The sequence below is a fragment of the Slackia equolifaciens genome (genome assembly GCF_003725995.1).
In the GTDB taxonomy this organism is placed as follows: Bacteria; Actinomycetota; Coriobacteriia; order Coriobacteriales; family Eggerthellaceae; genus Slackia; species Slackia equolifaciens.
Window position 1 is genome coordinate 1 of record NZ_QIBX01000016.1, and the last position, 23,397, is coordinate 23,397.

15 protein-coding genes and 1 riboswitch are annotated in these 23,397 nt (G+C 59.9%); of the genes, 9 read left to right on the top strand and 6 right to left on the bottom strand.

The window, feature by feature from the left end; translation table 11 throughout:
- Nucleotides 1–92: 92 nt before the first annotated feature.
- The 5 genes from DMP06_RS08395 (at nt 93) to DMP06_RS08415 (ending at nt 7,675) form a co-directional block, all read left to right on the top strand.
- A complete protein-coding gene (locus DMP06_RS08395) occupies nt 93–1,670 on the top strand; it encodes a class I adenylate-forming enzyme family protein (RefSeq protein ID WP_123209297.1) in 1,578 nt (525 codons plus the stop codon).
- A 4-nt stretch (nt 1,671–1,674) separates the two neighbouring features.
- Nucleotides 1,675–2,850, top strand: a complete 1,176-nt coding sequence (locus DMP06_RS08400; protein WP_123209298.1) for an acyl-CoA dehydrogenase — start codon at nt 1,675–1,677, stop codon at nt 2,848–2,850.
- A 252-nt stretch (nt 2,851–3,102) separates the two neighbouring features.
- A complete protein-coding gene (locus DMP06_RS08405) occupies nt 3,103–3,900 on the top strand; it encodes a TIGR03084 family metal-binding protein (RefSeq protein ID WP_123209299.1) in 798 nt (265 codons plus the stop codon).
- A 205-nt stretch (nt 3,901–4,105) separates the two neighbouring features.
- On the top strand, nt 4,106–5,569 hold the full coding sequence (gene rpoN / locus DMP06_RS08410) for an RNA polymerase factor sigma-54 (protein WP_123209300.1): 1,464 nt from the start codon (nt 4,106–4,108) through the stop codon (nt 5,567–5,569).
- 36 nt (nt 5,570–5,605) lie between these two features.
- On the top strand, nt 5,606–7,675 hold the full coding sequence (locus DMP06_RS08415) for a sigma-54 interaction domain-containing protein (RefSeq protein ID WP_123209301.1): 2,070 nt from the start codon (nt 5,606–5,608) through the stop codon (nt 7,673–7,675).
- 116 nt (nt 7,676–7,791) lie between these two features.
- Here DMP06_RS08415 and DMP06_RS08420 read toward each other — a convergent pair whose 3' ends face one another.
- The 3 genes from DMP06_RS08420 to DMP06_RS08430 form a co-directional block, all read right to left on the bottom strand.
- Entirely contained in the window at nt 7,792–9,120 is a 1,329-nt protein-coding gene (locus DMP06_RS08420) for a carboxylate--amine ligase (protein ID WP_123209302.1), read from the bottom strand.
- 137 nt (nt 9,121–9,257) lie between these two features.
- Nucleotides 9,258–10,448, bottom strand: a complete 1,191-nt coding sequence (locus DMP06_RS08425; protein WP_148042519.1) for a GNAT family N-acetyltransferase — start codon at nt 10,446–10,448, stop codon at nt 9,258–9,260.
- A gap of 405 nt (nt 10,449–10,853) precedes the next feature.
- The gene (locus DMP06_RS08430) at nt 10,854–12,407 is read right to left on the bottom strand and encodes a Na+/H+ antiporter NhaC family protein (RefSeq protein ID WP_123209304.1); all 1,554 of its coding nucleotides are present in this window, start codon (nt 12,405–12,407) and stop codon (nt 10,854–10,856) included.
- Nucleotides 12,408–12,463: 56 nt separating this feature from the next.
- Nucleotides 12,464–12,629: riboswitch (Lysine riboswitch) on the bottom strand.
- 566 nt (nt 12,630–13,195) lie between these two features.
- Between DMP06_RS08430 and DMP06_RS08435 the strand changes: the two genes are divergently transcribed.
- Nucleotides 13,196–14,209, top strand: a complete 1,014-nt coding sequence (locus DMP06_RS08435; protein WP_123209305.1) for an amidohydrolase family protein — start codon at nt 13,196–13,198, stop codon at nt 14,207–14,209.
- Between the two features lie 110 nt (nt 14,210–14,319).
- Here the strand turns inward: DMP06_RS08435 and DMP06_RS08440 are convergent, their stop codons facing one another.
- Nucleotides 14,320–15,417 (bottom strand): ATP-binding protein, encoded by a 1,098-nt coding sequence (locus DMP06_RS08440; protein ID WP_123209306.1) that lies wholly within the window; start codon nt 15,415–15,417, stop codon nt 14,320–14,322.
- Nucleotides 15,418–15,877: 460 nt separating this feature from the next.
- On the opposite strand from DMP06_RS08440, the gene DMP06_RS08445 reads away from it, so the two are divergent.
- Nucleotides 15,878–16,585 carry an aquaporin gene (locus DMP06_RS08445; protein WP_123209307.1) on the top strand — a complete coding sequence of 236 codons (708 nt, stop codon included), beginning with the start codon at nt 15,878–15,880 and terminating at the stop codon, nt 16,583–16,585.
- Between the two features lie 258 nt (nt 16,586–16,843).
- Here the strand turns inward: DMP06_RS08445 and DMP06_RS08450 are convergent, their stop codons facing one another.
- Together DMP06_RS08450 and DMP06_RS11805 are read right to left on the bottom strand one after the other, a co-directional pair.
- Complete coding sequence (locus DMP06_RS08450) at nt 16,844–18,067, bottom strand: deoxyguanosinetriphosphate triphosphohydrolase family protein (protein WP_123209308.1); 1,224 nt, start codon at nt 18,065–18,067, stop codon at nt 16,844–16,846.
- A gap of 56 nt (nt 18,068–18,123) precedes the next feature.
- The gene (locus DMP06_RS11805; protein WP_274542721.1) at nt 18,124–19,902 is read right to left on the bottom strand and encodes a helix-turn-helix transcriptional regulator; all 1,779 of its coding nucleotides are present in this window, start codon (nt 19,900–19,902) and stop codon (nt 18,124–18,126) included.
- A 443-nt stretch (nt 19,903–20,345) separates the two neighbouring features.
- Between DMP06_RS11805 and DMP06_RS08460 the strand changes: the two genes are divergently transcribed.
- Nucleotides 20,346–22,778 carry a DMSO/selenate family reductase complex A subunit gene (locus DMP06_RS08460; protein ID WP_161957870.1) on the top strand — a complete coding sequence of 811 codons (2,433 nt, stop codon included), beginning with the start codon at nt 20,346–20,348 and terminating at the stop codon, nt 22,776–22,778.
- A 3-nt stretch (nt 22,779–22,781) separates the two neighbouring features.
- On the top strand, nt 22,782–23,396 hold the full coding sequence (locus tag DMP06_RS08465; RefSeq protein ID WP_123209310.1) for a DMSO/selenate family reductase complex B subunit: 615 nt from the start codon (nt 22,782–22,784) through the stop codon (nt 23,394–23,396).
- The last annotated feature ends 1 nt before the right edge of the window (nt 23,397 follow it).

Here is a 23,397-nt window from a genome sequence, read left to right on the forward strand (position 1 = left end):
GGGTGGGGCGGGCCGTGCCAAGGCCGTGCAGCAATGCTGGGTCGGCCGCAAAGGGAGGGCGTCGTAGGCGCCACAATGGAGGGATTGTCGCTATGGGCTACGAGCACTACGACAACATCATAGAGCCGTTTCTTGAGAATGTGCGCTTGCATCCGGATAGGCTGGCATGCGTATGCGACGATGTGACTCACACCTATCAGGAAATGAACGTACTTACCGACCGCATTGCCCGGGCATTTGTCGACCGCGGCGTGACCGCGGGCGACAGGGTGGCCTACCTTATTCCCAATAGCATTGAGTTGGTGGGCGTGTACTTGGCCATCCAACGCATCGGCGCCGTTGCCGTGCCGCTGAACTATCGCCTCATCTCGCGCGAAATCGCGTTCTTGACCAACGCGGTAGATGCGAAGCTTCTGGTGTTCGACAAGAGATTTGTCGACAAGGTGGAGGCGGTTCTTAGCGACTTCGAGTCCGATCTTGCCCTCATGGGTGTAGGTACGTCGACCTCATTCGCACCGCGACTGTGGGATTTGGCAAGCGAGGCGCCTATAGACCCCGAGGTGCCGTTGTTCAAGGACCCGTCGGCCCTGTCGCGCATCCAGTTCACCGGAGGGAGCACAGGGCTTCCCAAGGGGGCCTGTCGCACGCATCGGCAGGACTTGACGGAAATCCATGCCTGCATCGCCTCGAACGGCATGCTGGAGATGGATCATCCGATAGCGCTTATCCAGTGTCCGCTCGAGCATCACGGAGGGCACAGCTGGTTCATGTCGGCTCTTTCGTCTGGGGCGACGACGGTGATCTGCGGCAAGTTCGACCCGCAGAACATCCTCTCCCAGATTGAGCAGTACGGCGTAACGCACATGATTCTACTGCCGCCTACCACCTATCTGCGCCTCATGCGCGATGAGCACGTGAAGGACTACGACCTGTCCAGCGTGCGCATCGTGCAAAGCGCTGCGGGCGCAATGACGCCCGAGGTGATTTCCGAGGCGTTCGAGGTGTTCCCCAACACCGAGGTGAACTACGGCTGGGGCCAAAGCGAAAGCGGCACCGGCACCAGCATCCGCATCACCCGCGACATGGTCGACCGGCGTGTTCCTGAGCTCGCTTCGGTGGGTACTCCTATGGAAACGCTCGAGGTTCGCATCGTGGACGATGAGGGGCTCGATGTGGAGGAGGGCCAGCCGGGCGAGGCGATCGTCAGGTCGCCTGCGGTCATGTCGGGTTATTACGGGCAGGAGGAGCTCACGCGCAATGCGTTCACTTCCGACGGCTGGCTGCGTACGGGCGACATCATGCGCCGCGACGAAAACGGCTATTTATACCTGATGACCCGCAAGAAAGACATGATCAAGTCCGGCGGCGAAAACGTGTTCATCAACGAAGTTCAAACCGCCATCCTGCGCAACCCCCTGGTTGCCGATTGCGTCGTGTTCGGCACATCGGATCCGGTTATGGGGGAGGCGGTGGCCGCTGTGGTGCAGCCCGTTCCGGGTGCTTCGCTTACGGCCGAGGACGTGCAGGAGACGTGCAAGCAATATATAGCGAGCTACAAAAAGCCGCGCTATGTCCAATTCATCGACGACCTTCATAGGGACGACGCCGGAAAGGTGCGCCTGAAGGATGTCATAGACTACTTCGACCGCAAAAGAGCAGAAAGGAAGTAAGCCAATGGATTTCAAGCTGACCGAGGAGCAGGAGTTGCTGCTTGAGAGCGTCGACGAGGTGTGCGAGCGCTTCGGCACCGAGCAGTATTTCAAGGAGTGCGATGAGAAGCACGTGTGGCCCAAGGAGTTCACCGACGCGCTTCTGGAGAACGGCTTTCAGTCGCTGGGCCTCGACGAGCAGTACGGCGGAACTCCCGTTGACACCCAGACGCTGATGCTGGTTGCCGAGCGCATGTGCAAAAACGGCGTGCCTATCTATATCTACGGCAATCTGTGCGCTCTGAAGGATATGACCGAGTACGGTTCCGACGAGCAGAAAGAGCAGTGCTTTGCCGAGGTGGCGAAGGGAAATCCGGGCTTCGTGCTGGGCTTCACCGAGCCCGGCGCCGGCTCTGATTCCAGCGCCCTTGCGTCCACCTACACCCGTCGCGACGGCAAGGTGTACCTCAACGGCAGCAAGTCCTTCATGACCAACGCCGTGAACTCCAAGTACATGCTGTGCGTGGCACGCAATTCCGAGGACGATGCGTCGCTTCGCGAGAACCGTTCCAAGTTCTCCATGTGGTGGGTGCCTCTGCGCGATGACGAGGGCAACCTGACCCCCGGCATCTCCATTGAGCCTCTGGAGAAGATCGGCTGGAACATGGGCAACACCTGCGAGTTGCACATGGAGGAGGTCGAGCTCGAGGAGAAGGACCTGGTTGGCACCGAGGGCAACGGCTTCATGCAGGCGATGGTGAACTTCGAGGTGGAGCGCCTGATTGCGTGCGCTCAGAGCCTGGGCGCCGCCGAGTGCGCATTCGAGGACGCCACCCATTACGCCACCCAGCGTATTCAGTTCGGCAAGCCTATCGGAAAGAACCAGCTCATCCAGGAGCATATCACCGAGATGTACATGAAAATCGAGAACATGCGCAACTGGGTGTACAAGACGGCCTGGAAGATCGACAACGGCGAGCCCGTGCAGATCGATTCCGCTGTTGCCAAGCTGTACTGCGGTCGTGCTGCGTTCGAGGTCATCGACACTGCGCTGCAGGTCATGGGCGGCATCGGATACACCAAGGATTGCCGTATCTCGCGTCTGTGGCGCGACCAGCGCGTGTACCGCATCGGTGCCGGCACCGACGAGATCATGATCCACATCGCGGGCCGCGCTATCCAGAAACTCTACCAGGATTAGTCGGTTCCGCCGGCTTCGCAGCCGCCGGAAGTACTCGATGAGACGCTGCGACGCCGCACGGGCGTCGGGCGCCCCATCTCGGCGCTTTCTCGCTTGGCCTTATGTATGAAATACGCTCGGCCGCGAGACGCGCCAATCTGAGGCATCGGACGCCCACTCGCTGTTGCGTCCTGTGTCCCGGGGATTTGTTTATAGCGGAAGGCGGCGCGTTGCCGCCTTCTGTGAGCGAAAGCAATCGAAAGGGGTATGACAATGGCTGAACTGTTTGACCCGATGGGCGATCTGATTGCGGAGCAGGCCCAGGTTGACGTGCTGGTCCAGGACTTCACCGAGGAGGACTGGAACAAGACCGCTTCCTACTGCACCACCTGGAAGCTCAAGGACGTCATCGCCCATATCGCGATGTTCGACTACTGTGCCGCCGAGCTGCTGAACGGCCGCGGCGAGAGCGTGAACGCCGTGGCGGACGCGTTCTCCGACCAGGACGAGCACTATCATGTCATGAAGTGCCAGGACATGACCGGCGCCGAGATTCTGGCGTTCTGGCGCGAACAGCGCACCCTGATGAACTCTACGTTCATGGAGCAGGGTCCCAAGGCTCGCGTGCCCTGGGCTGCCGGTATTCCGCCGATGTCCAACCGCTCGCTGGCGTCCGCCCGCCTGATGGAGCTGTGGGCCCATTCCGTCGATATCTATGACGCGCTGGGCATCGATCCCGTGGTGAAGGACCGCATCACCTCCACGCTGTTCCTGTCGTGGCAGGGCCGTCCGAACATGTACAACGTGAACGGGCTTACCTTCAATCCCGAGATTCCGATGTACCTGGAGCTCACTCTGCCTTCTGGCGAGATCTGGGCTAAGGGCGACCCGGAGAGCCCCAACTACATCAAGGGCTCTGCGAAGGAGTGGGCGCTTGTCGCCATTCGCCGTCGCAACTGGATGGATACCGATCTCGAGGTTGTGGGCGATGAGGCGCGCACCTATGCGAGCATCGTGCAGACATACGCCGGTCCCGCCGAGGCCGCTCCTGAGGCTAAGCGCCAGCGCTAGTTTTTTTGCCATCCTCCGATGGCGTTCAATGGATTCCTTGCAGAAAAAAGGGAGGGTTCGCCCTCCCTTTTTTTGCGCAGCAAAACAAAATCAAGCATAAAGCATGCCAAAATTTCCTTAAAGCTTTTTCATTCATGGAAGTCGCATAGAAATCATGGTCGAAAACGGATAGAATAAGCGATGCTTGTTGCGTGAGAGGAGGAGTATGGCCAAAGCAAGCCTCGAAATGCAGGCATCCTCCCGTGCAACTGTTAAGGCGAAAACCAAAACAACGCTTGCTCCCATGGCGTTGCAGGGGCTCGAAATCCTCTCTCTGCCGGTGAGCTCTCTTCCCGATTACATATCCAAAGCGGCGGAGGCAAACCCGCTGCTTGAGGTGAACTACGACGACAATCTACTCGCTTTTGCCGAAATGCCCAGTGAAGACTCCTATGAGGACATGCTCGAGCAGACGGAACGGGCGGACAATCAGGAGCTTTCCGAGCTCCGCCGTAAGCATGCGGAGGGCAGGTTGCCCGGCCTTGTGGGAGACTGGGACTTCTCGCGCATCCAGGACGATTGCATAGAAACCGAAACGCTACGCGAGTACCTGCATCTTCAAGCGTCGTGCTTGGGTCTGCCGCACGATGCCGCAGCGCTCGTGGAGGCCATAATCGAGGGCATTTCGGACGACGGATACTATACCGGCGATGTGGGCGTGGTCGCGTTCGAACACGGTGTCGAACTCGCCGATGTCGATCGAGCGCTTGAGATCGTGCAGGGCATACAGCCTGCGGGCGTGGGGGCTCGGTCGCTTTCGGAGTGTTTGGAGCTCCAGATCGACGCGCGCGACCCTAACAGGGATGCGCTGACCGCGCTGGTGCGCGATCATTTGCAGGATCTGGCAGAAAACCGTTTGGGCCATCTTGCCAAGACGCTGGGCGTCGGCATGGGGGACATGCTGGAATTCAAACGCATTGTGCTCGAGATGAATCCGCGTCCTGGAGCGGCGTTCTACCAGAAGGCGGATGCGCGCTATATCGTTCCCGATCTGATTGTGCAAAGGCATGGCGCGCGGCTGACGGTGGAGGTCGCGGGCGCCCTCGAGCGATGCCTGACGCTCAACGCCGATTACGTTTCGCTCATGGAATCCAAGGGATTGGACGTTGCTACGCGCACCTATCTTGCGGAAAAGCGCGAAGAGGCCGATCGTCTGCTTCGCAACCTTGACCACAGAAGCAGGACCCTTGAGCGATTCGGAGCGTTTCTTGTGGAGCGGCAGTTTAAGTTTTTCCTGATGGGCGGCGGTGCGCTTGCTCCTATGAACATGCAGCAGGCGGCAGATGCGCTAGGGGTGCATGTATCCACCATCAGCCGTACCGTGCAGGGCAAATACGTGCAGACGCCGTGGGGAACGTTTCCTCTCAAGATGTTTTTCACGCGTGCGCTGCCCCGCTCCGATGCCGGCGAAGGAGCAGGGGTCTCGTCATTCGAAATCAAGCAGATGATCAAGCGCATTGTGGAGGAAGAAGACAAGCAGCGACCCTTGAGCGATGCGAAAATCACTGAGGCGCTAAACGAGCGCGGTGTGGAAATCAAGCGGCGCACCGTTGCCAAATACCGAGAGTCGCTTGGCATAGAATCGCAGGCGCGCAGGCGCTGGACGGTGCAAACGGGGGCGGACGACTGAGGGCAAGGCGTAATCGGGAGCATGCAGGAGGCTTAGATGTACGACCGCAAGCGTATGGCAGAGGCATGGAGGACGTTCGTTACCACGGGCGTCGTAGACGAAGATGTGGTGCGGCCTGAGGTCGCGCGCTCGTGGAGGCGCTGTCGCGCTGCAGGCGTGAATCCGTGGTCGTCGTACTTTCCCGATGTCGACGAAGCGCTATTGAAGGAGAAGCGTGATAAATACTCGCATTCCCTTGCGGCTAATGCGCCTATCATGCGCATCGTTATGGCGCTCTTGGAGTGCAACGTGTCACTTATGGATCAGGAGAACTTCGTCTTCGAGTTCGTATCGCCCTTGAGCTATTATCCGCGCACCTTTGGAACCTACGTGCTCGAGGAAGAAGTGGGCACCGGCAATGCTACGGTGGTGTCCTATGAGAAAAAGCCGGTACGTGTAGAGGGGTTCGAGCAGTACCGAGCCATCGCGCAAACCTACTCGGGTGTAAGCGCCCCGTTCATCGACGCCGATGGCAAGTATTTCGGCGCTCTCAATTTCAACGACCCGTTCAACCCTCTGCCTCCCTACGCGCTCGACATGTGCGCGATGGGGGTCGACCTTGCCAACACGCTTTTTCTCGCTAAACGCTCCATGAACGCGTTGCTTTCTACGGCTGAGTTTTTCGCGCCGCTGGTCAACCTGATGGACGAGCCGGTTTTGCTGCTCGACATGCAGGGGCATGTGCTTCTTGCCAATGCCGCTATGCACCCCTACGTGATGGGCTACGAGAGGTTTTCCTATGGCAGCCAGCTGGTAAGCGCGTATCTTTCCAAAAAGACGGGCGCCGATTTCCTGATGAAAGAGGCCATCAAAGACGGCCAACCGCCCGCGGTGGTGTTCAAGGCGCCGCGCAAAAAGGAAGAGCACACGCTGTATTTGATCAGACGTCGGGCGATTGATCTGGGCAACGGCCTTACCTATATGGTGTGCGTATTCAAGGAGTCGGCCAAGGTTGCCAAGGCCGCCGCATCGCGCATGGGCAAGCCCAAGGTCATGGGGCGCGCCACCACGCGCGAGACGGTGAACTACATAGGCGAATCGGAAGCCTGGATAAAGGTGGACAAGCTGGTTCGCAAGATTGCGCCCATCAAGGCCAATGTCCTCATTTTGGGCGAGACGGGAACCGGCAAAGAGGTGGTGGCGCGCGCGATTCATGCCATGTCGGGCCGTAAAGGAAACTTCATTGCCATCAATTGCGGCGCCATTCCGCGCGATTTGTTTGCGGCCGAGCTTTTCGGCTATGAGCGCGGCGCGTTTACGGGCGCTAGCGAATCCGGCGCCGCGGGCAAAATAGAGGCGGCGGATGGCGGTACCCTGTTTTTGGATGAGATAGGTGAGATGCCGCTTGATTTGCAGGTGGGGCTGTTGCGCGTAATCCAGGACCAGTCTGTCACCAGGCTCGGCTCCACTGAATCGCGCAAGTTCGATGTGCGCTTCCTGGCTGCTACCAATCAGGATGTGCGCACGCTTATCGACACGCAGAAGTTCCGCGCCGATTTGTATTACCGTCTTAGCATGGTGGAGATAGAGCTGCCGCCCTTGCGTCGACGCGGCGATGACGTGAGGCTTCTTGCCGATTATTTCAACAGGGATCTCTCGGAGTCTCTGCAGCTGCCGTATACCCCGTTTTCGGAAGAGGTGATGGACGCCCTCAAGGGGTACACCTGGCGCGGCAATGTGCGCGAGCTTCGCAATATCGTCGAACGCACGCTGATCATGGCCGGTGAAGGCGCCAAGGTGACGTTATCCGACCTGCCCGCTCACGTGGCCAATGCTGTTTCGTCTGGGGCCAAGTTCATGGCGCCCGCAAAGGTCATGGCGAGTCTTGCGGAAGCCGACGCACAGGAGCGCGCTGATCAAGGGACACCTGCCGATTCTCCGTCGGACGGAGATGCTGCGATGCGTGCCGAGCGGGATCGCATCATCGAGCTTGTGGAAAGGTACGGCGGCAATATCTCCCAGGCGGCCAAGGCCTTGGGCATTTCGCGCAATACGCTCTACAAGCGCATGGGGCAATTGCATTTGAAAGTCAAAGTGACGGTCGAGGTGGAGGAAAGCGAAGGATAACGGCCACGGAGCGCTATGAGAGCCCCGTGGCGGCAAGAGAGGTCGTTGCAGTCGCAAGGAGCGCTGCAACCATAAAGGGCGTCGGCGCTTGCAACCCATCTTCAGTGCCGCAGCCGCTAAGCGCGAGGTGCGGCCGGGCTGTTTTCGCGCTGCTCGCAATCCACCCAAAATGTTGCAGCCGTTAATCCTCCGGCCAGCCCCGTGACTATTTCGTTTGGCCCCAAGCGGGAAAACACCCCTTTGAATTCGCCGTTGAAGACATAGAGGCCCGAAAGGTTCGCATAGAGGCGGGGCGCAGGAGGCGATTGCCGAGGGCCGCCTTGTTGTTGGCGTTGCGCCCAATACGCCGCCTCGGCGAGGGGCATGGTCAACGTGCGAAACGGCCGAGCGAATGCCTGCGCCAAAAACATGTTTCCCGCTGTTCCATTCGCGCAGGCGCATATCAGATCATGCCAATGCTGCGGCGTCTCCTCTATGCCGAGATATACCTCCTTGGCGCCGTAGCAATCGGTGGGCTTGATTACCCACCGGTCTTTGCGCGCAATCACCTCGTTCAGATCGATAAAGCGCTCATCTAGAAAGGTGGTATAGGGAACATGTCGCCGCACAAACTCATTCTCTTCTTTGGTGAGGATTGCTTGCGTTTGGGGCATGCGTAGCACGCGGAAGATTTGTTTATCGTGCGCGATGTGGCTCGAGAATCCACCGATCATCATTGCAAGGTTATCGCATACGGCGTTTATGAATACGCGTGATTCATTCCAATGAGACAGGATGTCGCTGGTCACGCATCGGCGCCATATGACGTCTATGGGCTTGCCTTCGCGCGTGCAGAGCCTTCCCTCTCGCACAATAAGATCGCGGACGTCACAGATGGAGCACGCCATGCCGTGCTGTTCGAATGCGGCTTGATACTCCTGGAATTCGCTCAGGGTGGCGCATTCCAGATAGTCGCAAATGGCCACATGAGGGGTGGGGGATGCATGGGCGCCGCTGCTATAGATGCCGAGGAAGGTGTCCACCCAGCTGTCGAATAGTTCGTTGCCTTCTATCGCGTGCGTGCGATTAAAAAGGGAGTATGCGCCGGTGAGGCGCGTCGCCCGCGCCACTTCGCGATCCTCATTCATGCCCGACGATCCGTCGGCGTTAATCTCGCAAAATACAAAATCCCCCGTGTCTTCATTCAGGAAGATGTCATAGCGAGCGAACGGCAGGAGTGCATTATGGCCGCACGGCGCCAAAATAAGTTTTTCAAGTCTTGGGTCGAAGTTGAATAACGTGCGATATGCGGGGTCGGTTGCGTAATGGCGAATAACCTTGCACAGAATGGAGTGCATTGCCTGCGCGGCATGCCTCATTGTTTCGCGCGTCTTGCTGTCGAACAGCCGGGGGATAGCCGTGCAGGGGGTCACTTCGTCATGCACGATCGCAGAAGAATGCTCCATGAAGTCAGCGGCTTGGAGTGCTCCCCGCTTATCCCCGTTTAGCCTGGAAACACAATCGAGCCATTCGTCGGTAAGCTGTTTGCTCGATGAGCGATATGCGTGCTTTGCATTGTCGTGGGCGCTATAAGCCACCTGCCTCACCGCTTTGATGCTCGGCGCGTTTCGCAGCGCGCGAGGGCCGCCTGGCACAAGGCGGCAAACAGGGGGCGACCGTTTTCCATGTATTCCGGATGCCATTGCACGCCCAGGAAGAATGCCGCATTCGGATCTTCTGCGCCTTCCACCAGGGCGCCGCAGTATGCCGATGCGGTGAGCGAAGGGGATAGGTAATCAATTGCCTGGTGGTGCATAGAGTTGACGGGAATCGAGAAGTCATGGCTTTCGTTGTTTGCAACCGCACGGCCAGACATGATGTCGTGCAGCTTCGTGTCGCCTTTGATGCGCACGAGATGCGAGGGCGAGGTGTACGGCTTGGGCTGGCTGTGCTCGGCAAACAGGCGCATATGGGAGGGGGCGGCGTTTTCGGCGGAAGCGTGTGCGCCGATTGCCTCGCCCAGGTTTGTGTCTTCGATATGCTGAACGAGCGTGCCGCCTAGCGCCACGTTCATTATTTGCAGGCCACGGCATATTCCTAGCGTGGGAAGGCCGGTCTTGCGGGCTTCCTGCACGAGGGAGATTTCGAATCTGTCGCGCTGGGGCTGCACATCTTTGAGTTCGGGGTGATGCTCTTCTTGCCCGTATTCCGTCGGGTCTATGTCGCCGCCGCCGGAAAGGATCAGCCCGTCGAGCGCGTTGCACATGGCGGATGCGTATTCGGGCGAATCTTCTATCGACGGCACCATTAACGGGATGCCGCCTGCCGCCCATACGGCAGATTGATACTCATGGTTGGTTGAGCACAGGTTGGTGTCGAAGTTTATATCGGTGGTAATGCCTATGATGGGACGACGGCAGAGGTCATGCGATGCGGGCTGCGGTTGCTCTGCGGGCATCGTCATGGGCAGGGGTTTGCATTCCGCGAAATCGGGGCACGTTTTGCAATCGGCGCCTACTTCGGGGCAAATCATGCCCCAGGGTATTTCTTCGCATCCTATGGAGCGGTAGAAGGGGACAGCGCTTCCCCGAGCAACGAACCTGAGCTCGCCATACGTTTTGCGGGCCGCTTCCATCAAGGAGGATCCCACGCCTTGGCCCTTCGCCTCATCGGCAGTGACAATCGGGTTTACGTACGCCACGCTGTCGAATATTCGAATTCTGCAAAACCCCGCGATCTTGCCGTTCTCGAAATGCGCCACAAGGGTGGTGTCAAACCCCTCGAGAACTCCCATATCGGCAGATTTGCCCAGTTCGACAAGCACTGGTGTGTCAGAGGGCTGAGCTGGTCTAATAAAGATGGGAAAACGCGAATTCACGACGCTCCAATCATGGTTGACATTGTGCTTTTGGAGGATGCATCTATGCCGAGGGGCATGTGTGGCGGCCGGTCAGCGAGCATGCCGGTTGAGCCTTGGAGAACGGCGCGTGTCAACCGTGGCGTTGGTGCGCGGGACGCTCCGTGCATGCGTCGCATCGCCGTCGGCTATCCCCTTTCTTATCATAGAGCAAGCAAAATTCATGCCATTAAGGCGAAATTGACAAAGCGCCGCATCGCGCCCTGCCGGATTCAAAACGATGGCCCGCCATCGGAGGCGATGGCGGGCCACGGTGCATCAAGGCGCTGTTTTATGCGAATCCTACTTCTCGGCGAGCCTTTCCACGCTGGTGTGCTCTGCACGTGGGATTCCCTTCACGCTCGTGCCAATGGTCTTTCTCAGCACCAGGAGCGTGCCTATGGTAAGCAGGATACCCAGCGGCAGGCAGATGAAGGCATTCTGCACGAAGCCGGCGATCAGGAACATCACGAACGAGATGCAGCACAGCGTGAGCACGTAGGGCAGCTGCGTAGACACGTGATTCACGTGCAGCATACTCGCTCCCGCCGACGACATAACTGTGGTGTCCGAGATGGGCGAGCAGTGGTCGCCCGCAACGGCGCCTGCCAGAACGGCGGAGATGGCGATGATGCGCAGCGAGGGGTCGTCCGCGAAGATCGGGATGATGATGGGCAGCAGGATGCCGAAGGTACCCCAGCTCGTGCCGGTGGAGAAGCCCAGGCCCAGCGCAACCAGGAAGATCACGGCGGGCAGCAGGTTGAACAGTGCCGGTGCGGCGCCTTCCACCAGGCCGGCGACAAACACGTCGGCGCCCAGCAGGCTGGTCATGTTCTTCAGCGACAGGGCCATGGTGAGCACCAGGATGGCGGGAACCATGGCGTTGAAGCCGGAAACGAACGAGTTGGAGGCGGTGGTCAGCGTGTGGATACGGCGCGCGATGAGGTAGAGGAACGTGAACGCCACGGCGATCAGCGAGCCCCAAGGCAGGGCGGTGAAGGCGTCGGTGTTGGCGAACGCGGCCACCACGTCGCCATTGGCGTCGCCGCCGAAGAAGCCGCCCACATACAGCATGGCGCCGATGCAGCACACGATGAGCACGAAAATAGGCAGGAGCATATCCCACAGGCTTGCCTTGGGGTTGTCGGCGACGGGCGTCTCATCTTCGAGGTTGCCCAGCTCGCCGTCGCGCCATGCTTCCAGCTCGGCCTTGGCCATCGGGCCGTAGTCGAAGTTCAGCACGATGATGCCCACCACGAACACGATCATGAGCAGCGAGTAGAAGTTGAACGGAATGGCCTCGATGAACAGCTGGATGCCGTTCATGTTGAGGTCGGAAGCCACGCCGGACACGGCCGCCGCCCAGGAGGAGACGGGGGCGATCATGCAGATGGGGGCTGCGGTGGAGTCGATGATGAAGGCCAGCTTGGCGCGCGAGATGTTGTGCGTGTCGGTGAGCGGGCGCATGACCGAACCCACGGTCAGGCAGTTGAAATAGTCGTCCACAAAGATCAGAACGCCCAGCACGAACGCGGCGATTTCGGTGCCTATGCGCGACTTGACGTGCTTGCCGGCCCAGCGGCCGAAGGCCACGGCGGCACCTGCGGAGTTCACCAGCGCGACCACCATGCCCAAGAGCACCAGGAAGATGAAGATGCCCGCGTTGTCGGCAACTGCGGGGATGAGGCCGTCGTTGATGATGGCGTCAAGCGTGCCGATGGGGTTGAGGCCCGAATACAGCAGCGCGCCCATCAAAATGCCGACGAACAGCGAGATGTAGACCTCTTTGGTTACGAGCGCCAAGACGATGGCGACGATTGCCGGGAGCAAAGCCCAGGCGGTATTGACGAATTCCACGCCCAATCCTTTCCGCGTTGAGCGTAGACATGGCTGAGCGCCCAATATCGGCGTTCAGCCATGGCAGCTCTCCGCATTCGCGACAGTCCGCAGCATGTTCTGCTACGGCCCAGCTATGCGCGAACGGGGCATTCGCACATCCTTCGGCGCCGGCCCCTTTCGCCCCACGCCGCCCCGGCGTCAAGCAAGGCTACTGATGACAGGCGCGCCTCTACCAGTGGAGGAATGATAGCAGAAAACCTTAAGCGTGCCAGCAGAAAGATCGTTTTGGCAGGTAATAGCGGGTGGAGGGCGTGCGGGAGCGGTCTGCGCGCAGGGGCGGCTGCGTGCAGGCAAAAATTGTCCGAGAAAGGGAAAAGAAGTAGGGTCTGGCGGAAAGCTTCTGATTTTCCTCAAAGATCTCGCCTTGCCGTTGGCTCCGAAAATCGCGTGCCGAACGAAAAAGAAGGCGATATGCTGCAGTTTTTCAGCGGGATGCGAGGTATCCGGGAGTGCAATTTATCGTTCTCCCAGTTCAAAGGTATGGCCGTTTCCGATGCGCCAGACGTTCCTCCTCCAAACTGCAGCATATCGCCTTCTTTTTCGTTGAATCGAGCCATATCGCTCATTTATGGGGTTTCGATTGCCTGAAAGCGTGGAATGCCGCGATGGGGCGGCGTTGCAGGAGGAGGTCGCAGTTGGCATGGGCGCGGTGCGAATCCGTTTCCCGGTCGGCGGTCTTGGGACGAGTTTTTTGTAACGCTGGCGGAATGCTATGATGTCAGCCTATTGCGACCAAGGGAGGAATCGTGACCTGGGAGGTTCATGAGACACATGCTCGTCGCTACCCCGATGAGGGGTGGACGCTGGATGCGTGCGTGGCGGAGGATAAGGCTTGGCGCGCGGCAGACCCCGAGGGGCATCCCGCAGCAGATGGCTGGCCCATTTGGCACTATCGCTACAGCCGCCCCGACGAGGGCTCTGGCCCAGGCACATTGCCGCAAGGTCCCATTCTCGACTTTCACTGTCACTGCTGGGCGGATTCGTTCGCGCCTCGCATGCGCGCCTATTTCGAGAACTCCTTTGGCATCACGGTCTTCGACTCCGGCACGCTGGACGGTCTTGCCGAACGCCGCGCGCGCCTGGGCGTTACGCATTCGGTGGTGCTTCCCGTGCCTACCAACGAGCGCCAGGTGCCGCAGTTCAACGTGTGGCTTCAAGACCACTTGCATGATGAGGGAGTTATTCCTTTCATGGGCGTATATCCCTGGATGGATGACCCGGTGGGCGAGATTCGTCGCTGTGCCGAACTGGGATTCAAGGGGCTCAAACTCCATCCTGTCAATCAGCATTTCCGCATGTCCGATCCGCGCATGTTCCCCATTTACCGCGCCGCGATCGAAGAGGGGCTTGTGCTGTTGTTTCATACCGGCTCGGGCATAGACTACCCCACAGTGGGCCCCGATTGGGATTGCTCCACGTCCGAGATCGAGCGCTTTTTTGACAAATTCCCCTATGAACGCACGGTTCTCGCGCACTTGGGCGGCGCGATGGACTTTCATCATTTTCCCGAGATTCATCCCGAGTGGCCGGGGTATATGGATACGGCGTTCGAATTGGGGCACAAGCCAAACGAATTCATCCTTGAGGCAATTCGCTCGTTTGGGGTTGACCGTATCCTTTTTGGCACCGATTCTCCCTGGGAAGACACGGCTGATTTTCTCACGCGCATCGCACATATGGGGTTCACCGAAGAGGAGCAGCGTGCCATTTTGTACGACAACGGCGCCCGTTTGCTCGGGCTGCCTCCGCGAGCGGAATAGGATTCTCGCGCGGTGTTTCCTTGCGCAAGCGGTACGGGCGCCAAGATGTTTGATGTGGCAGTCGCTGCCCAAAGGGGCTGCTTTCGAATTTCGTCAAATCGAAGAGGCCTCTATTCGCCCGTTTCGAGCAGGAAATCCTTGAGCATCGGCAAATCGAAATCGAGCGTGCCGCCGGCGCGTTCACCGATGACACCCATCTTGAGCAGGCGTCGTTTGTACGTTGATGCATAGCTGGCGGTTTTTCCCATGCGTTGGGCGATGTCGGCCAATCTGCTGCCGTGCTCATCGGGCAGCATCGCGCACGCGAACGTCTTGTCGCCTGCCGACATCTCGCGATAGGTTGCCTCAATGACCCCGCGCCTGAAATCATCCTGAGCCGCCTTGATGCCATAGCGCGCATGTTCGAGGGTGATGGCGGGTTCATCCCCGCTTTCCATCCACATGAAGTATCCCACGAGCTGCATGAGGTATGCGAATCCGCCCGAAGCGTCCACCGCTTCGTCAAGCGCAGGCGCTTCTATCGTTTTGCCGGCGCTTCGCACCGTGGCGCCCATGGCTTGCCTGATTGCTCGGTCTTCGATGCGACCCAGGTATTGTTGGCGGGCGCGGCGCAAAAACGTGACCCGTTTGTCGTCTATGAGGTCGGTCGCGTCTACGGGCAGCCCCGCCATGACCAAGGCAACCTGGTGGTGGTCACGAATAAGCAGCTGATACGTCGAGACGAGCTGAATCAGCTCCTCTACTTCGACGCGCACTTCGTCAACCGTGATAAGCAGGCCACTTTCATGCGCTTCGATTTGGTCGAGAAGGGCCTCCATGCGCGAGCGCCAGATGCCCTCTACCGTGCGCTCAAACACCCACTCCAAGCTGAGGAGTTGCCCTATGCTCACGGCAGAAATCTTGCGTTCCGGCGAAGGATTCGTCAAACGTGCGGCAGCTTTTCCCGCTTGTTGGATGATGTCTTCCAGCATGCCTTCGGCGGCTACGGTGTTGACCGCGAGCCATCCTTTTTCTTGAGCTTCGTCGGCAATGCAAGAGAGCAGTGCGGTTTTGCCTGTGCCGCGCGGCCCAATGAGTATGGTGGAGAGGTTGGGGTTGCCTAGGCCGTCCTCGAACGCGCGTGACATTTCGGCGAGTATGCGATCGCGTCCTGCGAGAAACGGCGGGACCATTCCGAAGGTCGGGGTAAAGGGGTTGCGCGAAGCCATGCATCCTCCTCTTTTGTCATTTTCGACTTTTTTTGCAAGTTTCGACCCAAGGTTCGAACTGGGGTTTCTGATTGTGCCGTGCCCTATACCGAGACGCCGCGAACAATACGTTCGGCGCTGGGGAAGTTCATGGCGCCGATGAACGTATTAAACCGTTCGGCGTCATCGGTGCGGCAGGGCTCCGTTACTCATGCGGGGTGGTTCGTCAAGGCCCTTGTTGGGGCTGTGCGCTTCAAGGGCGTCTTTGCTCATGCGAGGCAGCATCCGCCTCCATTCAACTTCTTCTTGAATTGATTTGGTTTCGTTGACGAGCATTTCCTGGTCAAGCATCATTGCGCGGCATTGTTGTCTTGCCGGCGCGCGCTGGCGTTATTCAGCCCCGTTCGCAAGCAGGCTTGCACATCATGATGCGCTTCTGCATGCGAGGCGACCAGAAGCGCGCCAAAGGAAAGGATGATTCATGGAACCCACCTCTATTCAGAAGTATGGTGCAGAGGCGTTTGGCACGTTTGTCCTCACCTTCTTCGGTTGCGGCAGCGCTGCCGTGGCCGGCGCCACGCTTGGCACGCTTGGCATTGCCATGGCGTTCGGCCTGTCCATCATCGCAATGGCTTTCGTCATTGGCAATGTGTCGGGCTGCCACATCAATCCCGCCGTTTCCTTCGGCCTGTTTTTGGATAAGCGCCTTTCCGCCAAAGACCTTATCGGCTACTGGGCCGCTCAGTTCATCGGCGGCATCGTAGCTGCGTTTGCGTTGGCGTTCGTCATCGTGTCTTGCGATTTGGGCGGTGTGTTGGCCACCGGCCTTGGCTGCAACGGCTTTGAAGATGCTTCTACCGTGGGTCTGAACCTGGTGGGCGCGCTGGTAGTTGAGGTTGTTCTCACCTGCATCTTCGTGCTGGCCGTGCTAGGCTCCACCGCCGATGCCAAAACCGCTCCGTTTGCAGGCATCATCATTGGTCTTACGCTGGCATTTGTGCACATCATGGGCGTGCCGCTGACCGGCACCTCCGTCAATCCCGCCCGCAGCTTTGGCCCGGCGCTCGCCATGGCGGTGCAGGGCGATGCGACCGCTCTTTCCCAGGTGTGGGTGTTCATCCTGGCTCCGCTCGCGGGTGCGGCGCTTGCCGCGCTGATTTTTGCCGCGTTCAAGCAGAAGCAGAAGTAGCAAGGGACGCTTTCTTAAAGAAACGCCGATGCGCGAGGACGGTCTGAGCAAAATGCACATGTGCGACCGTCCTCGCCGCTCGCACATGATGCGGGGTTGCTCGGTGATGCCTCTTGGATGAGGTCGCGCGTCCCCGGCCTTGTCTTTGCAGTTCGGGCAGACTGCGAGGGGCACGATAATGCTGCGCGACCCCGCTGCTTATCCGCGCGATAGGAATCCGCTGGGGCAACAGGTCGCTCGAAGCGCTCGCCGCCCCCTCTACCCGCGCGGCGGGAATCCGTCGAAGTAGTCGCGGAATTCAACATGATGTCTACTGGTGGGGCATAGGTACCGGTGCGCCGCCAGGAAATACTCATCGGTCATTGCGGCCAGGTAGTCCACTACGATTTGATGCGGTTCCTCTTTGCGGTAGGATCGCGTGTCGTCGTAGAATCCGCGTTGCCGCTCGATACGCTCAATGTGATGCTTGAACAGGGGAGAGCTCTCATCGCCCGCGCGCAAATCGGCAAGCAGGCGGTCATAGAGCTCCTCGAACATCGGGCGAATCTCGTCTTGGTAGACATTCGTCTGGTCGCCGACCAGATATATCCGTTCATAGTTCTCGGCCTTGGCGGTTTTCAGGCTTCGAAATGCATCTTCGCTCATCTGGATGCAATCCTGCATATAGCTGTGCTCCACGATGTCCACCGTGAGGTTGTTGATTATCTCGGCGTTTTGTACGCCTACCACGCCTTCGGAAAACACCTGGTCATCGCCAAGCGCTCCCGTATTCAGCGCATCTTGGCGGTCTTTGCCAACGTAGGCGATCATGTCGGAGATGCGCACCACGCATCCCTCCAGAGTGGACGGCCGAAGATGCCCTATGGCTTGCTGGTCAACGTAGCATGCCTCCATCTGGGCGTCGAACGCGTCGAAATCATGCACGTCGCCCAGGCGGAACACCTTCTGGCTGCTCTCGCCGTTGTGGCACAGAATGCCGTCAAGCGTCTGCAGGCTCACGTTGCGCGCATAGAGGTTGTCCATCACGCGCACGCTGTGAACGTTGTGATTGAAGTATCGTCCCGTGCTTGCGTGGTACAGGTCGTTCAGGATGTGTTCGCCAGCGTGGCCGAATGGCGTGTGCCCCAGGTCATGCCCCAAGGCGATGGCTTCGGTGAGGTCGGGGTTCAGGCCCAGAAGCCGCGAAATCGTTCTCGCCGTGCGCGCCACCAATTGCACGTGCAGCCCTCGCCGGCTGATGTCATCGTTGCGCACGAAGCTGAACACCTGCGTTTTCCCGGCATAGCGGTTGTAAGGCGGCACGTTGATGATCTTATCGATGTCGCGTTGGAACGGCGGACGATGGATGCGCGGCGACATATCTCGATGGGGATTGCGGCGCACCACGGCGCTGTCGGGCGTGGCGTAGGGATTCGTTCTGCCTTCGGCCCGATCGGCCTTCCACTGCTCGATGAACTCAGAACTGAAGTTGCTGTATGCCATATCATGCTCCTGACGTGCTGCGATGTATCTTTCGCCGTCAGTATACGCTATGCGGCCTACGAAGGCATGGCATGGTCAAGAACCGCCAAAAGCTCCTGTTTTTTGCCCACGCCCACTTTTGCGTAGATGCGCTTGATGTGCGTGCGCACCGTGTTTTCTGAGATGAAAAGCTCGTCGGCGATGGCGGGGCCGGTGCGGCCGCGCCCCAAAAGCTCCATGACCTCGGTCTCGCGCGACGAGAGTCCGTACTCTTCGGCGACGCTTAGGCACTGCTTGGACAATCGGTCGATAACCTGATTGCTGCTGGCCCCGTGATGGGATGGGCTTTTGCGTTGGCGCGTCGCACCGGCGCCTTCGTGCGAGGCGTTTGCCGAGGCGACTTTTTCATGCGGGGCGCTTGCGCCGACGTCCCCATGCAGGTGTGTTGCGACGGGGCTTTTGTACGGATGCGCCGCGTCGGAGTCTTCATATGAGCTGGCCGAACTAATGCCTTCTTCGGCCTCGGAGCGTTGGGGTGCCTTGGCGCTGCCCTGCTCCTCCTTCGCGGCGCCTTGCTCTTGTGCGACAGCGTCGCGCACCTCAATGGCTTCAACGGTAACGATGCGTGGCGCGGAGGCAGCTTGCAGGCGCTTGAGCGACGGCGCCAAAAACTCCAGGCGCGTGGTGTGCAGGGGTCTGCTTTGCCCTGCGGCAAGCGATGCCACGAGCAGCACGAATAGCGACGCAATGGCCACAAACGATAGCTGCCCCATTCCCAGCGCGCTTTCGCTCCCCGAAAGGTATCCCACAAAATACCCCGCCACCTGGATCAGGTACACCACGGCGCCGAACAGCGCGTATATGAACACCGGATTGATGCCCGAGTCGCGCGAGATTTGGCAGCAGTGCATCATCATGACGATGGTCGCAAGCGAGAAGCAGGCATATGAGATGGCTGCGCCAACCGTGGATACGTTTTCTCCCATAAAGGGCATGAGCACCAGGCCAACGGCCATGATGGGAAAAATGACGCGATAGAAGTTCATCACGTCAAATCGCAGCGTGCGGCTGCGCCACAACGCCAAATACCCCATTACCACAGCCAGCAGAACGCCCATGGAGGCGATGTTCACCACGCTCGAAATGGATTGGTGCGTGATAAGTATGAATCGCACCGCGCCCGCGCAAAATCCCAGCGCCCCAATCGAGATGGCGGCGGCTAAGCTCTCGCGCATCACGTTGCGGTAAATGGCGGGGTGGTCAGTGGGGCGGTCTTCGAACATTGCCTGGTCGAAATCAACGCGCTGCGCCGCAATCCACAGGCATAATCCGGCGAGCGGCACCATCACGAGCGGCAGCAGATAGGCGGTAAGTGCCACGGGGATGAGGCAGATGATAAGGTATAGCACGGCGGAATACCCCGCGGCCACGATGATCGACTGTCCACTCTCGGCGCCGTCTTGCGAGGCGAATACCTTCTGCCATCCGATGATGAACCACGCCGACCCTACGCCCAGCAGCACGGCGGACGCTACGATCAGCATGAGGCTGGCCCACTCGATGTACATGGCGGCTACCAGCATGACGCCGCTTGCCGCTAGCGCGCATGATCCCGGGAGCACCGAGATGGAGCGCGTTGCGGATGGGCGGCGGTACGATGAGGTCATGAAGGCGAAGAATGTAAGCGAGTAGGCGGCAAGCTGTAAGGCGAAAAACGCGATGGTCGAGTCGGAGGTGCGCGTTGACTCGGGCAGGAAGGGGAAGATGCCTCCCCATACGGAGGTGGCGTTGAGCGTGAGGAAAAGGGCGAACCCAAACCGCTCCACGGTAGGCATAAGCGTGGTCATGAGCCGCATGGTTCCCTCCTCCCCCTCGGCTGCTAACGGGCGGCGCTCATACCCTGAGGCGCACCGTCGGACAGCCCTTCTCTCTTCGGCTACTGGCGGGCGGTCAGGCGCCGCCGCTTTTTCTGCCATTCTAGCAAAGGTGCGGGCGCAGCCTTGCCCCCAATGCGACGAATGGGGCTATGGTGATATGTCGCCATCAGGCAAAACGCAAAAATCACCGCATTCTGGTGACAACGTTTTGTCGCGGATGCGCGTATGCTGCACGACGTCGGAATCAACCGAGGCTCTGCGAAGGGCGCTGCGCTGCCGGCGCTTGCCGCCCTGTGTTCAAGCAACAGGTTGCGCGGGGTGCTTCCTGGGAGGGTGGCCGTCTATTCTGCGGACGACCGCAACCGATGGCTTGCTTGAAAAGCGCGGGGCTCTCGGCGACGGAGAAAAATGAAGGGGGAACAATGCGAGAAGCGACAACGATGACCCGTCGCACGTTCGCCAAGGCAGCCGGGCTTGCCGGCTTGGCCGCAGCGGGCGCGGGCGCGTCGAGTGGGCTGTTCGGCGAGGCGCCCAAGGCGTTCGCCGACGAAGAGGCTCAGGGCGATCAGATTGTGTTTACGCACTGCCATGTCAATTGCGGCGGCGCATGCGTGCTGCAGTGCCACATGAAAGACGGCGAGCTCGCCTACGTGGAATCCGACACGGCGGGCAGCTCTGAGTTCGGCGGAGTCCAGGCGCGTGCCTGTTTGCGCGGCCGCTCCATCCGCCGTTGGTTGGGCAGCGACGAGCGCCTGAACTATCCCATGAAGCGCGTCGAGGGCACCAAGCGCGGCGACGGCAAGTACGAGCAAATTAGCTGGGACGAAGCCCTGGACACCATCGCCAGCGAGATGAAGCGCATCCGTGAGACCTACGGAAGCGAATCCATCTTCATTCAGGAATGCTCCGGCGTAGAGCAGAACATCATGATGAACAACCCGTGGTTCCGTCTGTCCAACTTGCTGGGCGGCGAAATCACGCGCTACGGCAGCTATTCCAGCGCTTCCATCAGCTTCGGCGCATATCCGTATGTGTACGGCGGCTCGTGGGGCAATCGCTCGTTCAAGACGCTGCAAGACGGCGAGCTGGTGGTCATGTTCGGCTTTGCGCCCAACGATATGCGCATGGCGGGCGACGGCCCTGGATACGATTTGGCCGTGGCCATGGAGCAGAAGAACGTGCGCGTCATCAGCATCGACCCGCGTCGCACCGAGACCTGCGCCAACCTGGGCGCCGAGTGGATTCCCATCGTGCCCGGCACCGACGCCGCGCTGGTGGCCGCGCTCGCGCACGAGCTGATCGCCAACGACCTGGTGGATATGGACTTCGTCAATCGCTACGTGGTGGGCTTCAACGAGGACACCATGCCCGAGGACGCCAAGGGGCAGAACCTGTCGTACTACGATTACGTTATGGGCACCGGCTACGACAAGGTGGAGAAGACTCCCGCGTGGGCGAGCGCCATCACGCGCATTCCGGCCGAGCGCATCACGCAGCTTGCGCAGGAGATCGGCTCTGCTAAGCCCTGCTTCATCTGCCAGGGCCTGGGTATGCAGCGCCACGCCAACGGCGACAACGCCTCGCGCGCAGTCATGGCGCTTGCGCTTATGGTGGGCCAGGTGGGACGTCCCGGCACTACGTCGGGCGGCACCATCGGCAACGGCGGCATCGGCCTGTCCAGCCTGCCCACGGGTGAAAACCCCATCACCGTGCAGATTCCGCAGTACCTGTGGCCCGAGGCCATTCGCGACGGCGAGAAGCTCACCGCCACGCATGACGGCATCAAGGGCGCCGACAAGCTCAACGTCGGCATCAAGATGCTGATCAACTACGGCAACAACATGATGGCCAACCAGAACGGCGACATCAACACCACCACCGACATCCTGCGCGATGAGAGCAAGTGCGAGTTCATCCTGCAGTACGACGTGGCGTGGACCGATTCGTGCAACTGGGCCGATATCGTGCTGCCTGACCTGACCCCGCAGGAAACCTACAGCCTTTCCGCCGCGGGCGAGTGCAACGACATTGCGGGCATTCGTTTCGGTCAGCCGCTCTACGAGCCCAAGTTCGAGCGCCGCGAGATCTACGAGGTGTGCGCCGAGCTGGCGGAGCGCCTAGGCGTGGGCGACGAGTTCACCGAGGGCGGGCTGACCCGTGAGGATTGGTGCCGCCGTCAGTACGATGAGCTGGTGGAAACCGTGGGCGACGCCTACGACATGCCCACCTACGACGAGGGCGTTGCTATGGGCGCGTTCTCCTACGACATCGAGCCTTCTCAGGATAACGAGCCGTTCATCGACGACCCCGAGGCCAATCCGCTGGAGACTGCCACTGGCAAGGCGCAGATCTACTCGCCCGAGATCGCCGAGATGGCCCGCACCTGGACGCTCGACGAGTCGGAGAAGAACGCTATCACGGCTATTCCGACCTACGTGCCCGGCCCCGATAGCGCCGAGGACGTGACCGACGAGTTCCCGTTCCAGATCCTGGACTTCCACCCCAAGTGCACCACGCACTCCACCTACGCGCACAATCCGGTGCTGCAGGACATGACCCCCTTCCAGGCGTGGATCAACCCTATCGACGCCGAACGCATGGGCGTGTCCGACCTGGATACGGTGCGCCTGACCAGCGCGCAGGGCAGCATGATCACGCAGGCAAAGGTGACCAACCGCGTGATGCCGGGTGTCATCATGCACGCCCAGGGCGCATGGCACAGCGCGCCGGCAGAGGGCGATCGCACCGATCAAGGCGGCTGCACCAACACGCTCACCAGCAGGCAGCGCAACCCGATTTCTAAGGGAACGGGCCAGCACAGCGTGATTGGCACTATCGAGAAAGTTGAGGGGTAAACCATGACGCAATACGGTTTCTACTTCGACGCCACGCGCTGCACGGGCTGCCATACCTGCGAGGCTGCGTGCCGCGACTACCATAATCTTGACGTGGGGACTACGTTCCGCCACGTGTACGAGCTCGAAGGCGGCGGCTGGACGCAGGCCGACGACGGCACCTGGACCACCGATTCGTTCACGTACTACACGTCGTTCGCGTGCCAGCACTGCGACGACCCCGCCTGCATGCATGTATGCCCGACGGGCGCCATGCACAAGGACGACAACGGCATCGTGAGCGTGGACACCGGACGATGCATTGGCTGCGGCTACTGCCACATGGCCTGCCCCTACGATGCGCCGTTCGTGGATCGCGCCAAGGGCCATTCGGTGAAGTGCGATGGCTGCGCGAGCCGCATCGCCGAGGGCAAGCAGCCCATGTGCGTGGAGGCGTGCTCTCTGCGTGCGCTGCAGTTTGCCCCGGTCGACCAGCTGCCGGAGGGCGAACGCGCCAATGTTGCGCCGCTGCCCGATCCGGAGCTCACCAAGCCCAACCTGTATATCAAGAACTGCGCGGCGGCACATGCCGTGGGCGATACGTCCTGCCGCGTGGCCAACGAAGCGGAGGTGAAGTAGT